Below are 18,858 nucleotides of genomic sequence, written 5' to 3'. Positions count from 1 at the left end.
CCGGATCTCGTCCGCGAGTGACACTTACTCGATCAGGAGGGTGACAGCCGCTGCTTTCCGCGCCCCGGCATGACACGATCGGAAAAACTACCAGCGAGTAACCTCCGGAGGCCGGTTGTGGCGCGGGAAATCTCGAGTGTGGGAGTCATCGGTCTCGGCACCATGGGTGCCGGGATCGCCGAGGTGCTCGCGCGAAGCGGGGTGTCCGTGGTCGCGGTGGAGATCGACGACGACGGGGTGAACCGGGGCCGGGGTCATCTGGAGCATTCGACCGAACGGGCGGTGTCCGGCGGCAAGCTCGACGCCGAGGGCCGGGGCGCGCTGCTGGACCGGATCCGGTACACGACGTCGCTGTCCGAACTGTCCGATGTGGACTTGGTGATCGAGGCGATCCCGGAGAACCTCGAAGCCAAAACCGACGTGTTCGCGGCGCTGGACAAGATCACCGGCCCGGACACGATTTTCGTGTCCAACACCTCCTCGCTGTCGATCACCGAGATCGGGGTGCACACCGCGCGGCCGGGCAAGGTCGTCGGGATGCACTTCTTCAACCCGGCGCCGATCCTCAAACTGGTCGAGATCGTCCGCACCGTGGTCACCGAGCCCGACGTCGTCACCGACGTCGTCGCGTTCGCCGAACGGCTCGGCAAGACACCGGTGGTGATCGGCGACCGCGCCGGGTTCATCGCGAACGCCCTGCTCTTCGGGTATCTCAACCACGCCGTGCGGATGTACGAGCAGCGCTACGCCACGCGTGAGGATCTCGACGCGGCGATGCGGTTCGGTTGCGGATATCCCATGGGGCCCTTGGCTTTGCTCGATCTCATCGGGTTGGATACCGCGTACGAGATCCTCGACACGATGTACCACCAGTCGCGCAACCGGCTCCACGCGCCGGCGCCGCTGCTGAAGCAGATGATCACCGCGGGGCTGCTCGGCCGGAAGACGGGGCAGGGTTTCTACACCTATGACGAACCCGATTCGCCGACGGTGACCGACGTGGTCGCGGCGTCCACAGTGGACACTGTAGTGCCACGAGAGGTGCGCAAGGTCGGCGTCGTCGGAACCGGGACCATGGCGACCGGGATCGTCGAGGTGTTCGCGAAACGCGGTTACGAGGTGATCCTGCGGGCGCGAAGCGCCGAGAAGGCCGCGGTGTCGGTCGCGCGGGTGAAGAAGTCTCTGGACAAGGCGGTCGTCAAGGGCAAACTGTCCGAAGAGGACGCCGCCGCCGCGCTCGGCCGCATCTCGCCCGCCGTGGACTTCGACGAATTGGCCGACGTCGACCTCGTCGTCGAGGCCGTGGCCGAGGATCTGGCCGTCAAGCAGGCCGTCTTCGCCGCGCTCGACGACGTCGTGAAGCCGGGCGCGGTGTTGGCGACGACCACCTCGTCGTTGCCGGTGATCGAATGCGCGGCCGCCACCTCGCGGCCGTCGGACGTGGTCGGCGTGCACTTCTTCAATCCGGCTCCGGTGATGAAACTCGTCGAGGTCGTCTCGACGATCGCCACCGCGCCGGACGTCGTCGCGACCGTGGACGCCGTTTGCGCGGCGGTGGGCAAGCACCCCGTGCACTGCGGCGACCGGGCCGGGTTCATCGTCAACGCGCTGCTGTTCCCGTATCTCAACGACGCGGTGAAGATGCTCGAGGCCCACTACGCCGAGGCCGACGACATCGACACCGCGATGAAGGTGGGCTGCGGACTGCCGATGGGCCCGTTCGAACTGCTCGACGTCGTCGGGCTGGACGTCTCGCTGGCGATCCAGCGGACGCTGTTCAACGAGTTCCGGGAAGAGGGCTTCGCGCCCGCGCCGCTGCTGGAGCACCTCGTGACGGCGGGGCGGCTCGGCCGGAAGACGGGGAAGGGCTTCAAGGACTACTCGGTCAGGTAGTGGTGACCGGCGGTAACTTGAGCGGTATGCCGGTTTCCTCGGGGGTCAGGAAGCGGATCAGGGAATTCCTCGATCCGGACGACGAGCTCCAGTACGTGTTCCCCGCCGACATCGTCGGCAGTACCAATCCCAGCGTGTTCTTCGCGGTGACCCGCAAGTCGATCACGATCATGACGACCGGATATCTGAGCCGGAAGTCGCCGAAAAGCGTCGTCTCGGCGACGCCGCGCAACCAGCGGATCGGGCCGGTCGAGACGTCGACCGGCCCGTGGTTCAAGTTCAATGGAGTCGACTATGAGATCGACGACGAGTACGTCTCGGTCGTACGCGCCGCCGACGCGGAGATCAGGCGGGACGCGGCAAAACCTGAAGATCCGCTGCCGGACCTCTAAGCTCCCCGGGGTGCGTCAGCTGACTTACGACGGGGTGCCCATCCCCGGCCTCAACGATCTGGTCCGGACCGCGATCCGCCTGCACCCCGCGCCGGGCGAACCCCGCCCGGACGAGAGCCATCTCGGCGGCCCGTTGCACTGGCCGTCGGACGAACCGTGGCCGGAGTGCCCGGTGACCTGGCCGCCCGATCCGGACGCGTCCGACGACGCCTGGAAAAGCGGGCATCCGCTCGACGGTTCGGTCCCGGTGATGGTCAGCGCGGCGCAGCTCTTCCGCGACGACTTCCCGGAGCTGCACTTCCCGGAGGGCGCCGACGTCCTGCAGATCCTGTTCTGCCCGCTGGAGCACGACAGCCCGCATCACCAGGGGCCCGCGGTCCGGCTGGTGTGGCGCGATTCCGGCGAGGTGGGGGACATCGCGGATCCGCCACCGGCCCCCGAAGGCGCCGAGGCCGGATTCCTGCCGCGGCCGTGTGTGTTCGAGCCGTGCTCGATCGACGAGCTGCCGCGGCTCTGCGACTTCCCGGCCGAGACCCGTGCCGCGCTCGGCATCCCCGAAGGCGCGGGCGACGATCCGGACGGCTGGCCGGAGCTGGGGCAGTACTCGAAGATCGGCGGCTGGACGGCCTGGGCCGCCAACGATCGCGCTGACCTGGGCTGCCGTGAATGCGGCGCGGACCTGCGGCAGACGATCGCACTGGCCACGGAGGAGCACGAGGTCGGCTGCGGCTGCGAGGTCACCGAAGACGGACCGGCCGGCTGGTCCTTCGGGGCGCAGGGGGTGCTGAACGTCTTCACCTGCCCGGCCGACGTCACGCATCCGTTCAAGGTCCGCATCGACTGACCGGTGGCCGGCTCAGCCGGGCGGGAGCAAAGGTCCCCCGCTCCAGTGCTGGAAGACCAGATTCGTGTGCACCCGGGCGACCTCGTCGCGGGCGGTCAGCTCGTCGAGCACGAGCCGCTGCAGTTCGGTCGCGGAAGCGGTGGCGACGTGCGCGAGGAAATCGTCCGGTCCGGTCAGGTGGTAGACGGCGCGGACCTCGGGCAGGGCGAGCAGATGCTCGACGAACGAGTCCACCAGCGCCCGCCGGTGCGGGCGGACCTGGACGAACAGGAGCGCCTCCAGCGGGCGGCCGAGTTTGGCGGCGTCCACCTCCGCGCGCTGGCCGATGATCACGCCGGTCTCGCGAAGCCGGTTGACCCGGTCGAGGCAGGTCGAGGGCGCGATGCCGACCGCGGCGGCCAGATCCTTGTTCGAGATCCGGGCGTCGTTCTGCAGCAGCCGCAGAATCCGCAGGTCCACCGTACTCAGTTCGACAGAATCCGACATCAGCGAATGATATCCGAGGATGTTGCTTCCGATCCGGAGAAAATCGCACCATCTGGAGATGACCGCAACGCTGCGCACCCGAGCCGTCCACGCCGGCCGTGACGATCTCACGGACCTCGGCGTCCACGCCGCCCCGCTCGACCTGTCCACGACCTACCCGTCGCGCGACAGCGTCGAAGAGGCAAGCCGCATCGACGAATTCGCCTCCACGGGCGCACTGTCGGGCCTGCCGGTCTACGGACGGCTGAGCAACCCGACCGTTGAACGATTCGAGAAGGCGCTGGCCGAACTCGAAGGTTTCGACGACGCCGTCGCGTTCGCCACCGGCATGGCCGCGGTGTCGGCTTCGCTGCTCGTGGCCGTCGCGCGGGGCAAGCGGCACATCGTCGCCGTCCGCCCGGTTTACGGCTGCACCGACCACATGCTCACGTCCGGTCTGCTCGGCACCGAGGTGACCTGGGCCGATCCGGAAGAGGTCGCCTCGGCGCTGCGCCCCGACACCGGTCTGGTGTTGCTCGAAACACCCGCGAACCCGACCCTGCGCGAGGTCGACATCGCGGAGATCGTGCGGGCCGCGGGCGAGGTTCCGGTCCTGGTCGACAACACCTTCGCGACACCCGTGCTCCAGCGCCCGGGACGGCACGGCGCCCGGTTCGTCCTGCACAGCGCGACCAAATTCCTCGGTGGCCACGGCGACGTCATGGGTGGCGTGATCGCGTGCGGCGCCGAAGACGCCGGGATGCTGCGGCAGATCCGCTTCGCCACCGGCGGCGTGCTGCACCCGCTGGCCGGATACATGCTGCTTCGCGGCCTCTCGACCCTTCCGCTGCGGGTCAACGCCGCGTCCGCGACGGCCGCCGAACTCGTCGAGCGGCTGCGCGGGCACGCCAACGTCGGCGCGGTGCACTATCCGAGTCTCGGCGGTCCGCTGATCGCGTTCGAGGTCGACGGCGACCCGCACGCGCTCATCGGCGCGGTCCGGCTGATCACCCCGGCCGTCAGCCTCGGCAGTGTGGACTCGCTCATCCAGCATCCCGCGTCGATCAGCCACCGGATCGTCGCCGAGGACGACCGGCGCGGTGCGGGCGTCACCGACCGGCTCATCCGGATGTCGGTGGGACTGGAGGACGTCGAGGATCTGTGGCACGACCTCGACCAGGCGCTCAAGGCTTGCTGAGCGAGATCGTGGTCACGAGGATGTCGACAAATCGCCCCGCGTGGCTAACCTGGTCGGGTGAAAGATCTGGTTTCGTCCTGGGTGGAATCTTCGGCTCGTAGCACGCTTTCGCGGCTCCACGAGCAGATCGGCGTCGCCGGACTAGCCGCTGCGGCGGCCCTTCCCGGGCTGTCGGCCGTCTTCGATCAGCACTCCGCCGCGGTGCGGGACATCCTCGCGGCGGGAGTCGAAAGTTCGGCGGCTGTCGCCGGGGTGGTGCTTCTCGCGGGGTACACGCGAGGCCTGCTCGACGAGGCCAGGACCAAAGGCTGGACGTTTCGCGCTCCGGCCGATCTGACGGCCTGGAACACCAGCGACTGGCTGACCGCTCGCCTGGTCGGCGTGTGTTCGCTGGCCGCCACGATGGACGACCGGCGACCGCGGCCGACGGGGAACGGATAGGGCGGCCGGACACCCTATCCGTTCCCGATTCAGGTCAGCGGTACTCCGGCGGAGGGGGCATTGACCCACCGGGCGGCCGCTGGCCGGGATCCTGGTGCGGAGGCACCTGGCCCTGGCTCGTCGGGAACTGCTGATGCGGAGTGGGCGCACCGCCACCGGTCTGCGTTCCGCCACCGGCCTGCTGCGTCCTGGTCGGATCGGCGGCGTGGTGCCCGGCCGACACCGGCTGGTGGACGGTGGTCTGCTCGGTCGGGACGTCACCCGAACGGCGGGCGTCTTCCCGCCCTCGCTGGTAGGCCTCGGCCTGCGCCTTCGCGGCGGGGATCTCCGCCTCGGCCCGGCCGAGCCACGTCTCCCAGCGCTGCTGCATCGGCTTGATCAGACCACCGCCGACACCGACGACGGCGATCCCGCCGATCGTGGCGAGCACGGTGATCAGCACCGGCAGCGTGACCGCGGTGGCCACCCCGATCTGGTTCAGCGCGGCGATCGCGCCGAGGCCCCAGATGAACACCGAGGCGATGGTGGCGAGCACCTTGCCGTAGGAAACGCCGCTCAGCGCGTTGCCGACCAGGTCCTTGACCGCCTTGGCGATCGCACCGGCGATCACCACGATGATGATCGCGACGATGGCGCGCGGCAGCCAGGCGACGATCTCGTTGAGCAGCGAGCTCACCGGGTTCGGGCCGAACACGCCGAACGCGAACTGCAGGGCGATCAGCAGGATGGCGTAGTAGACGATCTTGCTGATGATGTTCGACGCGTCGAACTGGCTTCGCGCCATCATCTGTTTGAAGCCGCCTCGGTCGATGAGGCGGTTGAACCCGACCTTTTCGAGCACCATGCTCACGGCTTTGGCGAGCGCCTTGGCGATCAGCCAGCCGATGAACAGGATGACCAGGAACGCGAGCAGTTTGGGGACGAAGGTGGCGACCGAACTCCAGGCGCTGGACACGCCTTGACCGAAATCGACGGCCGCCAGTGCTGATGTGGCCACTGGACTTGCTCCCTTCCACCACTGGAGGCTCCAGACTGGTGGAAGGGGGGTACCCGATGACTACTTCGTCACACGTGCACCCACCCGATCGGGTGGGTCAGCCGCAGCAGCCGCCTCCGCAGCAGCCACCGCCCCCACCTGCGGGAACAGCGGCCGGACCGGCCGCCGATCCGGTCAGCGCGACGGTCGTCAGCAGTTTGACGGTGTCCTCGTGGCCCTCCGGGCACGGCGCGGGCGCGCCGGACTCGCTCATCGGCCGCAGCAGTTCGAAGGTCCCGGCGCATTCGCGGCAGCGGTAGGCGTAAGTCGGCATACCCGCATTATCCATCTCCGTTCGCCATCCGGGATGGCAAGCTGTCCGGGTGGAGCTGCCTGTCGCGGCGCAAGTGCCGCATCTCGGCCAAGTCGTCCCGTCCGTCCTTTCCGCCCTCGGCGCCGCCGAGTTCGCCGACTCGCTGAGCCTCGCCGAGGCGTCCAGCGCGTGTGTCCTGCTCATCGACGGTCTCGGCTGGGAACTGCTCGCCGAGCACGCCGCCGACGCGCCCGTGCTCACGCAGCTGGCGAAGTCACCGCTGCGGGTCGGCTTCCCGTCGACGACCGCGGCCGGGCTCGGCGCGATCGGCACGGGGCTGGCCTCGGGGGAGCACGGGCTGATCGGCTACAGCTTCGAGGTTCCGGGCGCGGGCGTGCTGAACGCCTTGCGCTGGACCAGCCACGAGGACGGCGGTGACCTCCGGGGGAAGCTGCCACCGCGCGAGGTACAGCCCCTGCCGACGACGTTCGAGCGCGCGGCGGCCGCGGGCATCACCACCAGCGTGGTCTCCTCGGCGAAGTTCGCCGACACCGCGCTCACCCGCGCGACCCAGTCCGGCGCCCGGTACGTCGGCGTCCACGCGCTCGGCGACCTGGCCGCCTGCATCCTGCAGTGCCTCCAGACGCGGCCGGCGTTCTGCTGGGGCTATCACAGCGAACTCGACATGCTCGGCCATGTCTACGGGCCGGGTTCTTCGCCATGGCGGATGCAGCTGCGGCACGTCGACAGGCTGGTCGAGTCGATCGTGGACGGGTTGCCGTCCGGTGCGCTCCTCGCGGTCGTGGCCGATCACGGCATGGTGACCGTCGAGGGTGCGCTCGACATCGACGACACGCCCGCGCTGCTCGGTGGCGTGCGGGCGATCGGGGGCGAGGTCCGGGCGCGGCACGTCTACAGCGAGCCGGGTGCCGAGGGCGACGTGCTCGCGGCCTGGCGCGAGGTGATCGACGACCGGGCATGGGTCCTTTCGCGCGACGAGGCGGTCGAGGCTGGCTGGTTCGGGCCGGTTTCCGAGCGTGTCCGGCCGCGGATCGGCGACGTCGTCGCCGCGTCGAAGGGACGCTTCGGCCTCGTGCGGGAACTGGCCGAGGCCGTCGAGTCCTCTTTGGTCGGACAGCACGGCTCCCTGACCCCGGCCGAACAGCTCGTCCCTCTGGTCCTCGCGCGCGGCTGACCCCCGCGTTTCGTCCTCTGAACGCGTTCCTTGCGCGGGCAACTACCGCGTTTAGAGGACGAAACGCGTCACGTGGGCTTGCGCGCGGAGAACTTCACGCTTCGCTTCGGGACGTGATCGACCTGGATGTCGGTGAACCCGGCGCCGGTGAGCCGGGGCCAGACGGAAACCGGGTCCAGCGCGTTCAGGGTGTCGCCGAGGTGGAGGAGGCGGAACGGCGCGTTCGTCAGGCTGTCGATCGCGCGCAGGACACCGCCGGGGCGAAGGACGCGGAACGCTTCGGCGAAGATCGCGTCTTGCGACGCGGTCGTCGGCACGTGATGCAGCATCGTGAAGCACACGACAGCCGAGAACTCGCCGTCCTCGAAGGGCATCGCGGCGCCGTCTCCCTGGACGATCCGCACGCGGCCGTCGAACTCCCGATTGAGGAGCTCCGCCGACGTCTCGTCGATCTCGATGGCGGTGAGCCGGGGGACGAGCCGGGCGAGCGCCCGGGTGGTGGCGCCGTAACCGGGGCCGATCTCGAGTACCGAGTCGCCGAGGTCGAAACCGGCGACGTTGCCCGGCATCTCAGCGGCGACGGCTTTCGCCCACCACGCGGAACTGCAGAGTTTGCGGTGCACCAGGTTCATCGGCATGAATCCGAAGCTAGCCGTGACCGATAGGCGATAGGCTGCCAACCGATGTCGAAAATCGGACTCCTGCCCCCGATGTCGACGGCGATGGTGCTCGGCGAGATGGATCTGCCCGCCGGCACCTGGTTCCCGTGGCACGAGCACGACGGCCACCAGCTCGCCTGGGCGGCGCGGGGAATCCTGAGCGTGAACGTCGGCGAGCAGTATTGGGTGCTGCCGCCGACCAGGGCGTTGTGGATCCCGGCAGGGGTCCGGCACCGCACGGGCGCCACCGCTCGCACGGTGCTGCGGGGAATCTACGCCGCGCCGGAGCGGTGCCCGGTGCACTGGCCGTCGCCGACCCTCGTCGCCGTCCGGCCGTTGCTGCGGGAACTGCTGGAACATCTCGGCTCGGCCGACCTCGGCGACGACGCGCGCCGCCGGGCCGAAGCCGTCGCTTTCGACCTGCTCGAAGCGGTCGGCGTCGTGCCGATCAGCGTGCCGATGCCGTCCGACGAGCGCGCGCTGACCGTCGCCCGGGCGGTGATCGCCGATCCGGCCGACCGGCGCGGCCTGACGGAGCTCGCCCGTGACGCGGGCGCGAGTGAACGGACGCTCGCGCGGCTGTTCCTCACCGAGTGCCGGACGACGTTCGGCGCGTGGCGGGTGCAGGCCAGGCTGCGCGCTTCACTGCCGCTGCTGGCCGAGGGCATGCCGCTGACCGCGGTCTCCCGCCGGATCGGCTACTCCTCGCCGAGCGCGTTCGTCGTCGCCTTCCGGCGGGCTGTCGGTGTGACGCCGGGCGCCTACTTCGGCGGCTGAGCCAGGGTTCCGGATACCGTTTCGGCGTGCCTCGACGTAACCGGCCCGATCGCGGTGGACGCCCAGACCTCGGCGCGTCGACCGGCTGGGCGCGCTCCGAGTCGGCCAAGGACGGCGAATGGCTCGTCCGCACCGTGCCCGGCGCGCAAGCCACCAAGGACTACCGCTGTCCCGGCTGCGACCACGAGATCCGGCCGGGGACCCCGCATCTGGTCGTCTGGCCGGCCGACGACACCGGCGGGGTCGCCGACCGCCGCCATTGGCACAAGCCCTGTTGGGACGCGCGGGCCCGGCGCCGCCCCGGCCGCTGGTGATCAGCGCCTACCGGCGGAGCGGACGCGGGTTCGCCGACAGCGCTCAGCGTCGTAGGTGCAGTGACGGCGCTCCCTCGAATTCCTCCTCCGTGTGGATCTTGAACCCGAGCCGCTCGGCGACCCGGATCGACGGTTCGTTGGCGACCATGATGTTGGCGATCACCGGGACCTCCGGGATCTCCCGTTCCGCCCATTCGACGACGGCGGCCGCCATCTCCGTCGCGTAGCCCTTGCCCCAGGCGAACGGCCAGAAGCGGTACGCGAGGTTCAGCACGCGCTCGCCGTTCCATTCGTGATAGCGGACGCCGCCGAAGCCGACGATCACCTCCGGATCGTCCAAAGCGGACACCGCGAGATAGCCGAACCCGTGCTCGTCCCATTGCTTCATCCAGGCGTCGTACAGTTCCCGCGCGCCCTCGACGGTGTGCGGTACGACGTTGAACTTGTTCGTCTCCGGATCGGCCTGCAGCGCGACGATGTTCTCGCGGTCCGCCTCGCGCAGCCGCCGCAACAGCAGCCTTTCCGTTTTGATCTCTGTCAGCACACCTCCGACGGTAGCGCCGGGGTGCGACAGAATTATCGCCATGACGGATCTCCCGCTGGTACTGCTGCACGCCTTCCCGGTCGACGCCCGCATGTGGGACGCGGTGCGCGCGCCGCTCTCGGAGCGCCTCCGGCTGATCACCCCCGACCAGCGCGGCCTCGGCCGCAGCCCGTTGCCGGAAACCGACCGGGAACCGAGCCTGGACGACGCCGCCCGCGACGTCGTGGCGCTGCTCGATCGGCTCGAACTCGACAAGGTCGTGCTCGGTGGCTGTTCGATGGGCGGCTATCTGACGATGGCGGTGCTGCGTGCCGCTCCGGAACGCGTGGGCGGGCTCGTGTTCATCGACACGAAGGCGACGGCCGACACACCCGAGGCCGCGCAGGCCCGGCACGACCTCGCGGCCCGGGTCGAGGCGGAAGGTGCCGGCCGGCTCGCCGAAACCGTCACGCCGGGCCTGCTCGCCGAGAAGACCCGCGCGGACCGTCCGGAAGTCGCGGAACGGCTTCGTGCACTGATCGCCACGCAGCCGCCGTCCGGGATCGCGTGGGCGGCGCGCGCGATGGCGGCGCGGCCCGATTCGGTGGAAACCCTGCGATGGGCGGACGTGCCGGCGCTGGTCGTGGTCGGCGAAGAGGACGGCCTGACCCCGCCGGACGCGGCGAACACCCTGGTGGAGACGCTGCCGGACGCGACACTGGTGGTCTTGCCGGAGGCCGGACATCTGACGCCGCTGGAGGATCCGGCCGGAGTCGTCGAAGCGATCTTGGGCTGGTACCCCGCATAAAGCGTTTCCCTCGCCCCTTCAAAGGTATAGCGGACAGGGGGACTTGCGGCAAGTCCCCATTCCCGGTGCACAATTCGGCCTTCACGTTTTTGCCGAAGGGGGATTCCCATGCGCGTACTCCTGTCCACGATCGGGACAAGGGGCGAGGTGCAACCGCTGGTGGCGTTGGCGACGCGGTTGCGGGAACTCGGCCAGGACGTCCGGCTCTGCGCGCCGCCGGATTTCCGTGAATGGGCCGAAAGACTCGGGATCTCGTTCGTGCCGCTCGGACCTGAGCTGCGGTCGACCGCGAAACCGGATTCCGCGATGACCAAGGCGATGGCTTCGCCCGAGGGACGGCGCGCGATGGCCGAGGCCATGGTCGTGAACCAGTTCGAGACCATGCCGGAGGCGGCCGAGGGTTGTGACGTCGTCGTCGGGGGAATGGCCTTGAACATCGCCGCCCATTCGGTGGCCGAATGGAAAGGGATTCCTTATTTCTTCACCGCTTATTGCCCGATAACGCTGCCTTCGCTGCACCATCGTCCGCCCGCTTTCCCGGGATGGGCACCGAAGAATCCCGACGCCGCCAATCCCGTCTTGTGGGCCGACGACGCGGAGCGGTGGAACGAGCAATGGGGCGGGGTGCTCGACGCGCGGCGGAAAGTGCTCGGCCTGCCGCCGGTCGACGACGTCCGCGGGCATGTCTTCACCGAGGAGCCGTGGCTGGCCGCCGATTCGGTGCTGGCTCCGTGGCGGGGACCGTCGGCGCTGGACGTGCACCAGACCGGTGCCTGGATCCTGCCGGACCACCGTCCGTTGTCCCCGGAACTGGAGGCGTTCCTCGACGCCGGGGAACCGCCGGTCTACTTCGGATTCGGGAGCATCCGCGCGCCGGAAGAGATCGCGAAGGCGATGATCGGCGCGGCGAGGGCGCACGGACGGCGGGTGATCGTGTTCCGCGGCTGGACCGGGCTGTCGCTGATCGACGACGAACCCGACTGCCTCGCCATCGGAGAGGTCAATCAGCAGGCGCTCTTCCCAAGGGTCGCGGCGGTCGTGCAGCACGGCGGTGCCGGCACGACCACGGCGGCCACCAGGGCGGGGGTGCCGCAGGTGCTCGTTCCGCGGATGTTCGACCAGCCCTATTTCGCGCAGCGCGTCCGCGACCTCGGGATCGGGACTTCGATCACCGGGGAGCCGAGCGCGGAGTCGCTGACCCTCGCGCTCTCCGAGGTGCTGCGGCCGGAGGTGGCCGAGCGAGCGCGCCAGGTCGGTGGTGAGGTGCGGGTCGACGGGGCCGACGTCGCGGCGCGCTCACTGATGGCGGCCGTCTAGCCCCCTCCCGCATTTAGTCCTCTAAACGCGGTGGTTGGTAGCGCGAACTACCGCATCCAGAGGACTAGATGCGCTGGAGGTAGCGCTCCAGAGCCGCCTCGGCCTCCCCGCGCCGCTCGGGGAAGCGCTGGGCGATCACGAACCGCCAGGGAACCTCGAACAACCGGCGCAACGCGAGGAAGGGCTCAAGCGACGAAGGCGCGACGTCGGCCGGGTACGCGGAGAGAGCCGAAGCGCCGAGGTCCGCGTAGAGGACGGCGAGGTCCCAGCCGAGCGGTCCGCGCCAGGTGTCCTCGAAGTCGAGCCAGCACGGTCCGGCCGCTGTCGCGATCACGTTCCCCCGATGGGCGTCACCGTGCAGCGGCCGGGGCTCGTCCGCCGGAAGGACCGCCGCGACCCGTTCGAGTTCTTTGCGCAGCCGGGGCGCCGCGTCGCCCATCGAGGGACCATGCCGGTCGAGCAAGACCCGGAGGTCATGGACCGGCCCGAGTTCGGGCAGCCCGCCGGGATAGTCGGCGAGCGCGGCGTGCACCCGGGCGAGCGACGTCGCCACCTCCCGTGGCGACAGGGTGTCTCCCGGCTCATGGTGCGTGTAGTGCCAGAGGGTGACCGGAAGGCCGTTCGCGAAATGCGGTCCGGCCGGGGGATCCGTGGTCGGTGAGACGACGAGCACATCACGTTCCGTGAGGTGCTTCGACAGTGCGACGTCCCGCGCCAGCCACTCCGCCGGATCCGGCCGTGCGAAGCGGGTCGTACCCGGCACCCTCGCCACCACAGGACCCAGTCTCACCAGCACGTTCGACTTGAAATGCAGGACGCCGGGATCGCCGGTCGGCAAGCCGAATCGGTCACCCACCGCGATCGCCGCGGCGACCCCCGCCCGCGTGTGTTCGTCGGCCACGGCGCGATCTTGCCAGCCGGTGCGCGCGACTGTCGGTAGTGAGGGCTACGATCCCCACTAGCCGCCGGAATGGGTCTCGAGCCCCGGCCGACGGCAGAACATTGACCACCACAAGGTTTGAGTGTTGGAGGCAGGAGTGACGGCCGTAGCCCCCAAGCCGATCGCCACGCGCCCGTATCCCGCGCGGGAGTCGGTCAAGGGTTCGTACCTGCTGCGGTTGTTCCGCACGACGGACCACAAGCAAATCGGCATCATGTATCTGGTCACGTCGTTCGCCTTCTTCATGGTGGGCGGCGCGATGGCGATGCTGATCCGCTCCGAGCTGGCGCGTCCCGGGCAGCAGTTCCTTTCGCAGGAGCAGTACAACCAGCTGTTCACGATGCACGGCACGATCATGCTGCTGCTGTACGCGACGCCGATCCTCTTCGGATTCGCGAACTTCGTGCTGCCGCTGCAGATCGGTTCGCCCGACGTCGCCTTCCCGCGGCTGAACGCGTTCTCGTACTGGCTGTACCTCTTCGGCGGCCTGATCGTGATGTCCGGCTTCCTGACCCCGGGTGGCGCCGCCGACTTCGGCTGGTTCGCCTACACCCCGCTGTCGGACGCCATCCACTCGCCCGGCGTCGGCGCCGACCTGTGGATCTCCGGTCTGGTCGTGTCCGGTCTCGGCACCATCCTCGGTGGCGTCAACATGATCACCACGGTGGTCTGCCTGCGCGCCCCCGGTATGACGATGTACCGGATGCCGATCTTCACCTGGAACATCCTGGTCACCAGCATCCTGATCCTGCTGGCGTTCCCGATCCTGACCGCGGCCCTGATGGGCCTGCTGGCGGACCGGCATCTCGGGGCACATGTGTTCGACCCCGCGAACGGCGGCGTGATCCTCTGGCAGCACCTGTTCTGGTTCTTCGGCCATCCAGAGGTCTATATCGTCGCCCTGCCGTTCTTCGGGATCGTGTCGGAGATCTTCCCGGTCTTCAGCCGCAAGCCGATCTTCGGTTACAAGGGCCTGGTCTGGGCGACGCTGGCGATCGCCGCGCTGTCGGTGGCGGTGTGGGCGCACCACATGTACGCGACCGGCGCCGTGCTGCTGCCCTTCTTCTCCTTCATGACCTTCCTGATCGCGGTCCCGACCGGCGTGAAGTTCTTCAACTGGATCGGCACGATGTGGAAGGGCCAGCTGTCCTTCGAGACGCCGATGATCTTCTCGATGGGCTTCATCGTCACGTTCCTCTTCGGCGGTCTGACCGGCATCATGCTGGCCGCGCCGGCGATCGACTTCCACGTGTCCGACAGCTACTTCGTCGTCGCGCACTTCCACTACGTGCTCTACGGCACGATCGTGTTCGCCACCTTCGCCGGGATCTACTTCTGGTTCCCGAAGATCACCGGCCGCATGATGGACGAGAAGCTCGGCAAGTGGCACTTCTGGACCACGTTCATCGGCTTCCACGCCACGTTCCTGGTGCAGCACTGGCTGGGCGCCGAAGGCATGCCGCGGCGGTACGCGGACTACCTGCAGTCCGACGGCTTCACCACGCTGAACACGATCTCCACGATCGGCGCGTACATCCTCGGTGCCTCGACGCTGCCGTTCATCTGGAACGTCTTCAAGAGCTACCGGTACGGCGAGATCGTCACGGTGGACGACCCGTGGGGCTACGGCAACTCGCTCGAATGGGCGACGTCCTGCCCGCCGCCGCGGCACAACTTCACCGAGCTGCCGCGGATCCGTTCCGAGCGCCCGGCGTTCGAACTGCACTACCCGCACATGGTCGAGCGCATGCACAAGGAGGGTGAGATCGGCTTCTTCGGACAGCAGAAGGCCAACACCCACCGCGCGCCGTCCCAGGTGCTCACCGAGGCGGCCATCCCGGGTGACCACTCCAAGGACAACGCCAGCGAGCGATGACCCGATAAGCGGAAATGGCGCGTGCCCTGCCTCACATCGAGGTACGGCACGCGCCTTTTTCATGTCCTGTTGAGAGAGACTGAGCCCGTGACGCAGACACCAGTTCTCATCACCACCACCGGCCCCGACAAGCCGGGGGTGTCCTCGGTCCTGTTCGCGGTGCTGTCCCGCCACGACGTCGACATCCTCGACGTCGAGCAGGTGGTCATCCGCGGTCAGCTGGTGCTCGGCGTGCTCGCCGGGGTGTACCGCGACCCCGAAGGCCTGCAGGAATACGTCGAGCAGGCGATGGCTTCGGTCGGGATGCAGGTCGAGGTGAAGATCGGCTCGGCCATCGGCGCGGACCCGTTCGCGAGCGGCCAGAAGGACTCCACGCATGTGCTGCTGATGCTAGGCCGTCCGGTGACCGCGCGGGCGTTCTCCGACGTCGCGCGCCGCCTCGCCGCGCTGGACGTCAACATCGACTCGATCCGCAGCGTCGCCGACTACCCGGTCACCGGGCTGGAGTTGTACGCCTCGCTCGCCCAGGACACGCCGGAAGCCGACGCGGCCTTGCGGACCGCGCTGGCCGACGCCGCCGTGGAGGCCGGGATCGACATCTCGGTCGAGCGGGCCGGACTCGCCCGCCGGGCCAAGCGGCTGGTCGTCTTCGACGTCGATTCCACGCTCATCCAGGGCGAGGTCATCGAGATGCTCGGCGCGCACGCCGGCGTCGAACCCCAGGTCCGCGAAATCACCGAAGCCGCGATGCGCGGTGAGCTGAACTTCGGCGAGTCGCTGGAGCGCCGGGTCGCGCTGCTGGAAGGCCTCCCGGAGACGGTCCTCGACGAGGTCGCCGCGTCGATCGAGCTCACCCCCGGCGCGCGCACGACCATCCGCACGCTGAAGCGGATGGGCTTCCGCTGCGGCGTCGTTTCCGGCGGATTCACCAAGATCATCCAGTCCCTGGTCGACGATCTCGGCCTCGACTTCGCCGCCGCGAACGAACTCGAAGTGGTCGACGGCAAGCTCACCGGCCGGGTGGTCGGGGAGATCGTCGACCGCGCGGGCAAGGCGACGGCGTTGCGCCGATTCGCCGAGGAGTACGAGATCTCGCTGCAGCAGTGCGTCGCGGTCGGTGACGGGGCGAACGACATCGACATGCTCTCGGTCGCCGGGATGGGTGTCGCCTTCAACGCGAAGCCCGCGCTGCGCGAGGTCGCCGACACCGCGCTTTCGCACCCGTACCTCGACGCCGTGCTGTTCCTGCTCGGGGTCACGAGGGCCGAGATCGAAGCGGCCGACGCGGCCGACGGTCTCGAGCTTTCCAGGCCATGAGCGAGCTTGCGAGCGAATCATTCAACACAGGGCCGCTCATGCGACGCAAAGCGACCCACTACGAGGAGTAGGCATGAGCGTCCTGGAGCCGCTGGCGGCGCGCTACGCGTACTGGCTCGGTCTCCCCGCGGAAAGCACGGTGGACACCTCCGACGAGGATCCCGCCGAAGTCCGCGCCATGCCGGTGATCCTGCGGATGGAACGCGCCGAACCGCCGTCCCGGACCGCGTTGCTGGAAGCCGCCGCGGCGGCCGCGATCGCGGTCTGTCTCGACGAGCGCGCCGAACCCGAAGGCGAATGGCACGAGCCGCTCAAGGCGTGGGTCGACGGCCGGATCCGCAAGGTAGCCCGTCGCGCGCGGGGCGCGCACTGGCAAGCCGTCCAGGAACTGCCGGGCATCACGATCGAGGTCGACGGCGCCGAGGCGCGGGCGTTGCTGCCCGGCCGGGTCACCGACGCCCCGAAAGAGGTCTCGCGGCTGCAGATCTCCGGCAGCGAACTCCCGGCCGACGAGCCGGGACCCGCGCCGGAGGGGGTCCCGCGGTTGCTGCTGAACCCCGAGGTCTCGATGACCGTGGGCAAGGGCGCCGCCCAGGTCGGGCACGCGACGATGATCCTGGCCTCGCTGCTGGACGAAGCCGAACGAGCCGCTTGGGCCGAGACCGGGTTCCGGTGCTCGGTGCGGACGCCGCCGGTCGCGGTCTGGAAGGCGCTGTGCCCGATCGAGGATCCGGAGGGTTCTTGGCGGCGCGACGGTGTCGTCGCGGTCAGGGACGCGGGTTTCACCGAGGTGGACCCGGGGACGGTCACCGTCATCGCACAGCGCGGGTAGGCCCGCGTAGGGTTCCCGCATGTCTTTTCCTTTCGGCACGGAACTTCCGGATCGGAAGATCCGAGAACTGGTAGAGGCCGCCGTCACCTCTCCCGCCCTCGTTGCGGCGCGGAAACTGGCCGAATGGGTCGGGGCCGGCCGTTCGCTCACCACCCGAAATGTGCTGAAACCCGCTGAGGCGGTCGAAGTGTGCGACCTGCTGGGGATCGAGTTGGCCTCGCGTAAACCACGCAGCGCGATGGACATCGACGAACTGATGCTGGTGTGGTCGACGGCCTTGGCGGCCAGGTTCCTCGAAATCAGCTCGGGCAAAGTGAGGGCGGGCAAGGCACTCGAGCTGTGGGTGGCAGAGAAGCCGGATCCCGTGCTGACCATCTGGGCGGCTTGTACGACGGAATGCCTGGGGCTGGCCGGTGACACCGCGGTGGATCTGGAGCATGTCGCCGTCCTGGCGGAGCTTCACGAACGCGACGGCTCCGCGTCGCTCAGCGACTTGGGCGAAGCCATCATGGAGATGGAGGGGAGTGCTCCGATCTGCGACTGCCCCGACTGCGTGGCGGAGGAGATATGGCCCCCCGAGAGCGTGGTGGAGACACTGGCTGAGTTCGGCATCGCCGTCCTCCGGGGCGACAGTGCCGAGCTGACGCCCCTTGGCCGCTGGTACACGGATTTCCTGTTCCGGCACAGCGCTCCCGCTGCCGAAGTGGACGCGGCGACGCTGCTTGACGGGGTGGCACACCTGCCGCCGAAGATCGGCGTGATGATGGCCCGGCCTTGGCTGTCCGCCCGTACTCCGGTCGTCGCCGCCCGCGAACTACTCGCCGCCGGGGAAAACGCGTCCGGGCAACTGCGGGTCATCGCCCTCGCCTTGGCCGGACAATGTGGTCCGGAAGCCGACGCCGCATGGCGTGAGTGGGCGGCCAAGGACGGATTCGGCGCTTATGCCCGCGTCTGGCTGGCCGAGGAGGCCGGTACCGATCCGGCCGAAGACGACGACGCGTGGATCACCGTCGACACGCTCGCCGCCACACTGGACGCGATCCCTCCAGAGATACCGGCCTACGTGCTCACCGGCATCCTGCGGGTGCAGGCGGGCAGCGAACTGGCCGAAGTCCTGCCGTTGCTGGAACGCAGTGGCCATCCGGCCGCCCCTCACCTGATGTCGCTGCTCGGCGCGGGTCAGTCGATGCCGGTGGTTTCACGCGTGCCCTCGGCCTTGCCCGCGGGCACCCGATACGGGATCAAGGTCCAACTCCGTGGTGTGACGAAACCGCCGGTGTGGCGGCGCATCGAGGTGCCCGCCGACCTCGATCTCGGCGAGTTCCACGGCGTCATCCAGCGCGCCATGGGCTGGGATGACTCCCACATGCACGTTTTCGACGACGGCCGGAGCGAGTACGGGCTCCCGGATCCCGGACTCGGTCATCGGAACGAGCGGGACGTCCGCCTCTCCCACGTCCTGGTCGAGGTCGGTGATCGGCTCGGGTATACCTACGACTTCGGCGACGACTGGGAGCACCAGATCACGCTGGAGAAGATCCTTCCCCCGGCTCCCGGGGTCACCGGCGCGCTCTGCACCGGGGGCAAGGGTGCGTGCCCGCCCGAAGACTGTGGTGGTGTGGGGGGATACGAGCGGTTGAAGGAGATCCTGGCCGATCCGGACGCCGAGGAGCACGACGACATGCTCGAATGGCTGGGCTTGGACTCGGGCGACGAGTTCGACCCCCAGGGTTTCTCCGCCGCGGATGTCAATCGGGCTCTCAGTCGTTCCGTATGAA

General features: G+C 68.9%; 20 protein-coding genes. 14 read left to right on the top strand and 6 right to left on the bottom strand.

The annotated features are described in order from the left end of the window. Positions 1–117: 117 nt before the first annotated feature. The 3 genes from AVL48_RS20365 to AVL48_RS20355 are packed head-to-tail and all read left to right on the top strand — an operon-like array spanning position 118 to position 3,129. Entirely contained in the window at positions 118–1,893 is a 1,776-nt protein-coding gene (locus tag AVL48_RS20365) for a 3-hydroxyacyl-CoA dehydrogenase family protein (protein ID WP_061982258.1), read from the top strand. Positions 1,894–1,919: 26 nt separating this feature from the next. Beyond that, positions 1,920–2,285, top strand: coding sequence for a hypothetical protein (locus AVL48_RS20360; protein WP_061982399.1), 366 nt, complete (start codon positions 1,920–1,922; stop codon positions 2,283–2,285). A 10-nt stretch (positions 2,286–2,295) separates the two neighbouring features. After that, positions 2,296–3,129, top strand: coding sequence for a YwqG family protein (locus tag AVL48_RS20355; protein ID WP_061982257.1), 834 nt, complete (start codon positions 2,296–2,298; stop codon positions 3,127–3,129). A gap of 12 nt (positions 3,130–3,141) precedes the next feature. Here AVL48_RS20355 and AVL48_RS20350 read toward each other — a convergent pair whose 3' ends face one another. After that, entirely contained in the window at positions 3,142–3,615 is a 474-nt protein-coding gene (locus AVL48_RS20350) for an Lrp/AsnC family transcriptional regulator (protein WP_061982398.1), read from the bottom strand. Positions 3,616–3,673: 58 nt separating this feature from the next. Between AVL48_RS20350 and AVL48_RS20345 the strand changes: the two genes are divergently transcribed. Beyond that, a complete protein-coding gene (locus tag AVL48_RS20345; protein WP_061982256.1) occupies positions 3,674–4,792 on the top strand; it encodes a trans-sulfuration enzyme family protein in 1,119 nt (372 codons plus the stop codon). Between the two features lie 57 nt (positions 4,793–4,849). Then, a complete protein-coding gene (locus AVL48_RS20340; protein ID WP_061982255.1) occupies positions 4,850–5,233 on the top strand; it encodes a DUF6401 family natural product biosynthesis protein in 384 nt (127 codons plus the stop codon). 34 nt (positions 5,234–5,267) lie between these two features. On the opposite strand, the gene AVL48_RS20335 is transcribed toward AVL48_RS20340, so the two are convergent. Both AVL48_RS20335 and AVL48_RS20330 read right to left on the bottom strand, forming a co-directional pair. Then, positions 5,268–6,230: a mechanosensitive ion channel family protein gene (locus AVL48_RS20335; RefSeq protein WP_061982254.1), complete on the bottom strand. Its 963-nt coding sequence runs from the start codon at positions 6,228–6,230 to the stop codon at positions 5,268–5,270. 97 nt (positions 6,231–6,327) lie between these two features. Next, positions 6,328–6,543 (bottom strand): FmdB family zinc ribbon protein, encoded by a 216-nt coding sequence (locus AVL48_RS20330; protein WP_061982253.1) that lies wholly within the window; start codon positions 6,541–6,543, stop codon positions 6,328–6,330. A 49-nt stretch (positions 6,544–6,592) separates the two neighbouring features. Between AVL48_RS20330 and AVL48_RS20325 the strand changes: the two genes are divergently transcribed. Next, complete coding sequence (locus tag AVL48_RS20325) at positions 6,593–7,717, top strand: alkaline phosphatase family protein (RefSeq protein WP_061982252.1); 1,125 nt, start codon at positions 6,593–6,595, stop codon at positions 7,715–7,717. A gap of 68 nt (positions 7,718–7,785) precedes the next feature. On the opposite strand, the gene AVL48_RS20320 is transcribed toward AVL48_RS20325, so the two are convergent. Then, complete coding sequence (locus AVL48_RS20320; RefSeq protein ID WP_082857712.1) at positions 7,786–8,349, bottom strand: class I SAM-dependent methyltransferase; 564 nt, start codon at positions 8,347–8,349, stop codon at positions 7,786–7,788. A 51-nt stretch (positions 8,350–8,400) separates the two neighbouring features. Here AVL48_RS20320 and AVL48_RS20315 point away from each other — a divergent pair, with 51 nt between their 5' ends. Together AVL48_RS20315 and AVL48_RS20310 are read left to right on the top strand one after the other, a co-directional pair. After that, positions 8,401–9,153 carry an AraC family transcriptional regulator gene (locus AVL48_RS20315; RefSeq protein WP_143104725.1) on the top strand — a complete coding sequence of 251 codons (753 nt, stop codon included), beginning with the start codon at positions 8,401–8,403 and terminating at the stop codon, positions 9,151–9,153. 26 nt (positions 9,154–9,179) lie between these two features. Then, the gene (locus AVL48_RS20310; RefSeq protein WP_061982250.1) at positions 9,180–9,467 is read left to right on the top strand and encodes a hypothetical protein; all 288 of its coding nucleotides are present in this window, start codon (positions 9,180–9,182) and stop codon (positions 9,465–9,467) included. A gap of 43 nt (positions 9,468–9,510) precedes the next feature. Here the strand turns inward: AVL48_RS20310 and AVL48_RS20305 are convergent, their stop codons facing one another. Then, positions 9,511–10,011, bottom strand: coding sequence for a GNAT family N-acetyltransferase (locus AVL48_RS20305; protein ID WP_082857703.1), 501 nt, complete (start codon positions 10,009–10,011; stop codon positions 9,511–9,513). A gap of 40 nt (positions 10,012–10,051) precedes the next feature. On the opposite strand from AVL48_RS20305, the gene AVL48_RS20300 reads away from it, so the two are divergent. Next, on the top strand, positions 10,052–10,798 hold the full coding sequence (locus AVL48_RS20300) for an alpha/beta fold hydrolase (protein WP_061982248.1): 747 nt from the start codon (positions 10,052–10,054) through the stop codon (positions 10,796–10,798). 108 nt (positions 10,799–10,906) lie between these two features. After that, a complete protein-coding gene (locus AVL48_RS20295; protein WP_061982247.1) occupies positions 10,907–12,115 on the top strand; it encodes a glycosyltransferase in 1,209 nt (402 codons plus the stop codon). A gap of 64 nt (positions 12,116–12,179) precedes the next feature. On the opposite strand, the gene AVL48_RS20290 is transcribed toward AVL48_RS20295, so the two are convergent. Next, entirely contained in the window at positions 12,180–13,016 is an 837-nt protein-coding gene (locus tag AVL48_RS20290) for a phosphotransferase (RefSeq protein ID WP_061982246.1), read from the bottom strand. Positions 13,017–13,152: 136 nt separating this feature from the next. Here AVL48_RS20290 and ctaD point away from each other — a divergent pair, with 136 nt between their 5' ends. The 4 genes from ctaD to AVL48_RS39830 all read left to right on the top strand — a co-directional run bounded on the left by ctaD (position 13,153) and on the right by AVL48_RS39830 (position 18,857). Continuing rightward, on the top strand, positions 13,153–14,931 hold the full coding sequence (ctaD, locus tag AVL48_RS20285; protein ID WP_061982245.1) for an aa3-type cytochrome oxidase subunit I: 1,779 nt from the start codon (positions 13,153–13,155) through the stop codon (positions 14,929–14,931). An 87-nt stretch (positions 14,932–15,018) separates the two neighbouring features. Then, positions 15,019–16,248 carry a phosphoserine phosphatase SerB gene (gene serB / locus AVL48_RS20280; RefSeq protein WP_061982244.1) on the top strand — a complete coding sequence of 410 codons (1,230 nt, stop codon included), beginning with the start codon at positions 15,019–15,021 and terminating at the stop codon, positions 16,246–16,248. 73 nt (positions 16,249–16,321) lie between these two features. Beyond that, on the top strand, positions 16,322–17,080 hold the full coding sequence (locus tag AVL48_RS20275) for a peptidyl-tRNA hydrolase (protein ID WP_061982243.1): 759 nt from the start codon (positions 16,322–16,324) through the stop codon (positions 17,078–17,080). Positions 17,081–17,099: 19 nt separating this feature from the next. Beyond that, entirely contained in the window at positions 17,100–18,857 is a 1,758-nt protein-coding gene (locus AVL48_RS39830; RefSeq protein ID WP_208616236.1) for a plasmid pRiA4b ORF-3 family protein, read from the top strand. Position 18,858: the final 1 nt, after the last annotated feature.

This window comes from Amycolatopsis regifaucium, assembly GCF_001613935.1.
Classification (GTDB): Bacteria; Actinomycetota; Actinomycetes; order Mycobacteriales; family Pseudonocardiaceae; genus Amycolatopsis; species Amycolatopsis regifaucium.
This window is presented reverse-complemented; position numbering and strand designations above follow the sequence as displayed.

Coding starts and splice junctions, on each gene's coding strand:
- AVL48_RS20295 (WP_061982247.1), top strand. CDS start 10,907: ATGCGCGTACTCCTGTCCACGATCGGGACAAGGGGCGAGGTGCAACCG.
- AVL48_RS20330 (WP_061982253.1), bottom strand. CDS start 6,543: ATGCCGACTTACGCCTACCGCTGCCGCGAATGCGCCGGGACCTTCGAA.
- AVL48_RS20315 (WP_143104725.1), top strand. CDS start 8,401: ATGTCGAAAATCGGACTCCTGCCCCCGATGTCGACGGCGATGGTGCTC.
- AVL48_RS20300 (WP_061982248.1), top strand. CDS start 10,052: ATGACGGATCTCCCGCTGGTACTGCTGCACGCCTTCCCGGTCGACGCC.
- AVL48_RS20360 (WP_061982399.1), top strand. CDS start 1,920: ATGCCGGTTTCCTCGGGGGTCAGGAAGCGGATCAGGGAATTCCTCGAT.
- AVL48_RS20350 (WP_061982398.1), bottom strand. CDS start 3,615: ATGTCGGATTCTGTCGAACTGAGTACGGTGGACCTGCGGATTCTGCGG.
- AVL48_RS20320 (WP_082857712.1), bottom strand. CDS start 8,349: ATGAACCTGGTGCACCGCAAACTCTGCAGTTCCGCGTGGTGGGCGAAA.
- AVL48_RS39830 (WP_208616236.1), top strand. CDS start 17,100: ATGTCTTTTCCTTTCGGCACGGAACTTCCGGATCGGAAGATCCGAGAA.
- AVL48_RS20275 (WP_061982243.1), top strand. CDS start 16,322: ATGAGCGTCCTGGAGCCGCTGGCGGCGCGCTACGCGTACTGGCTCGGT.
- AVL48_RS20345 (WP_061982256.1), top strand. CDS start 3,674: ATGACCGCAACGCTGCGCACCCGAGCCGTCCACGCCGGCCGTGACGAT.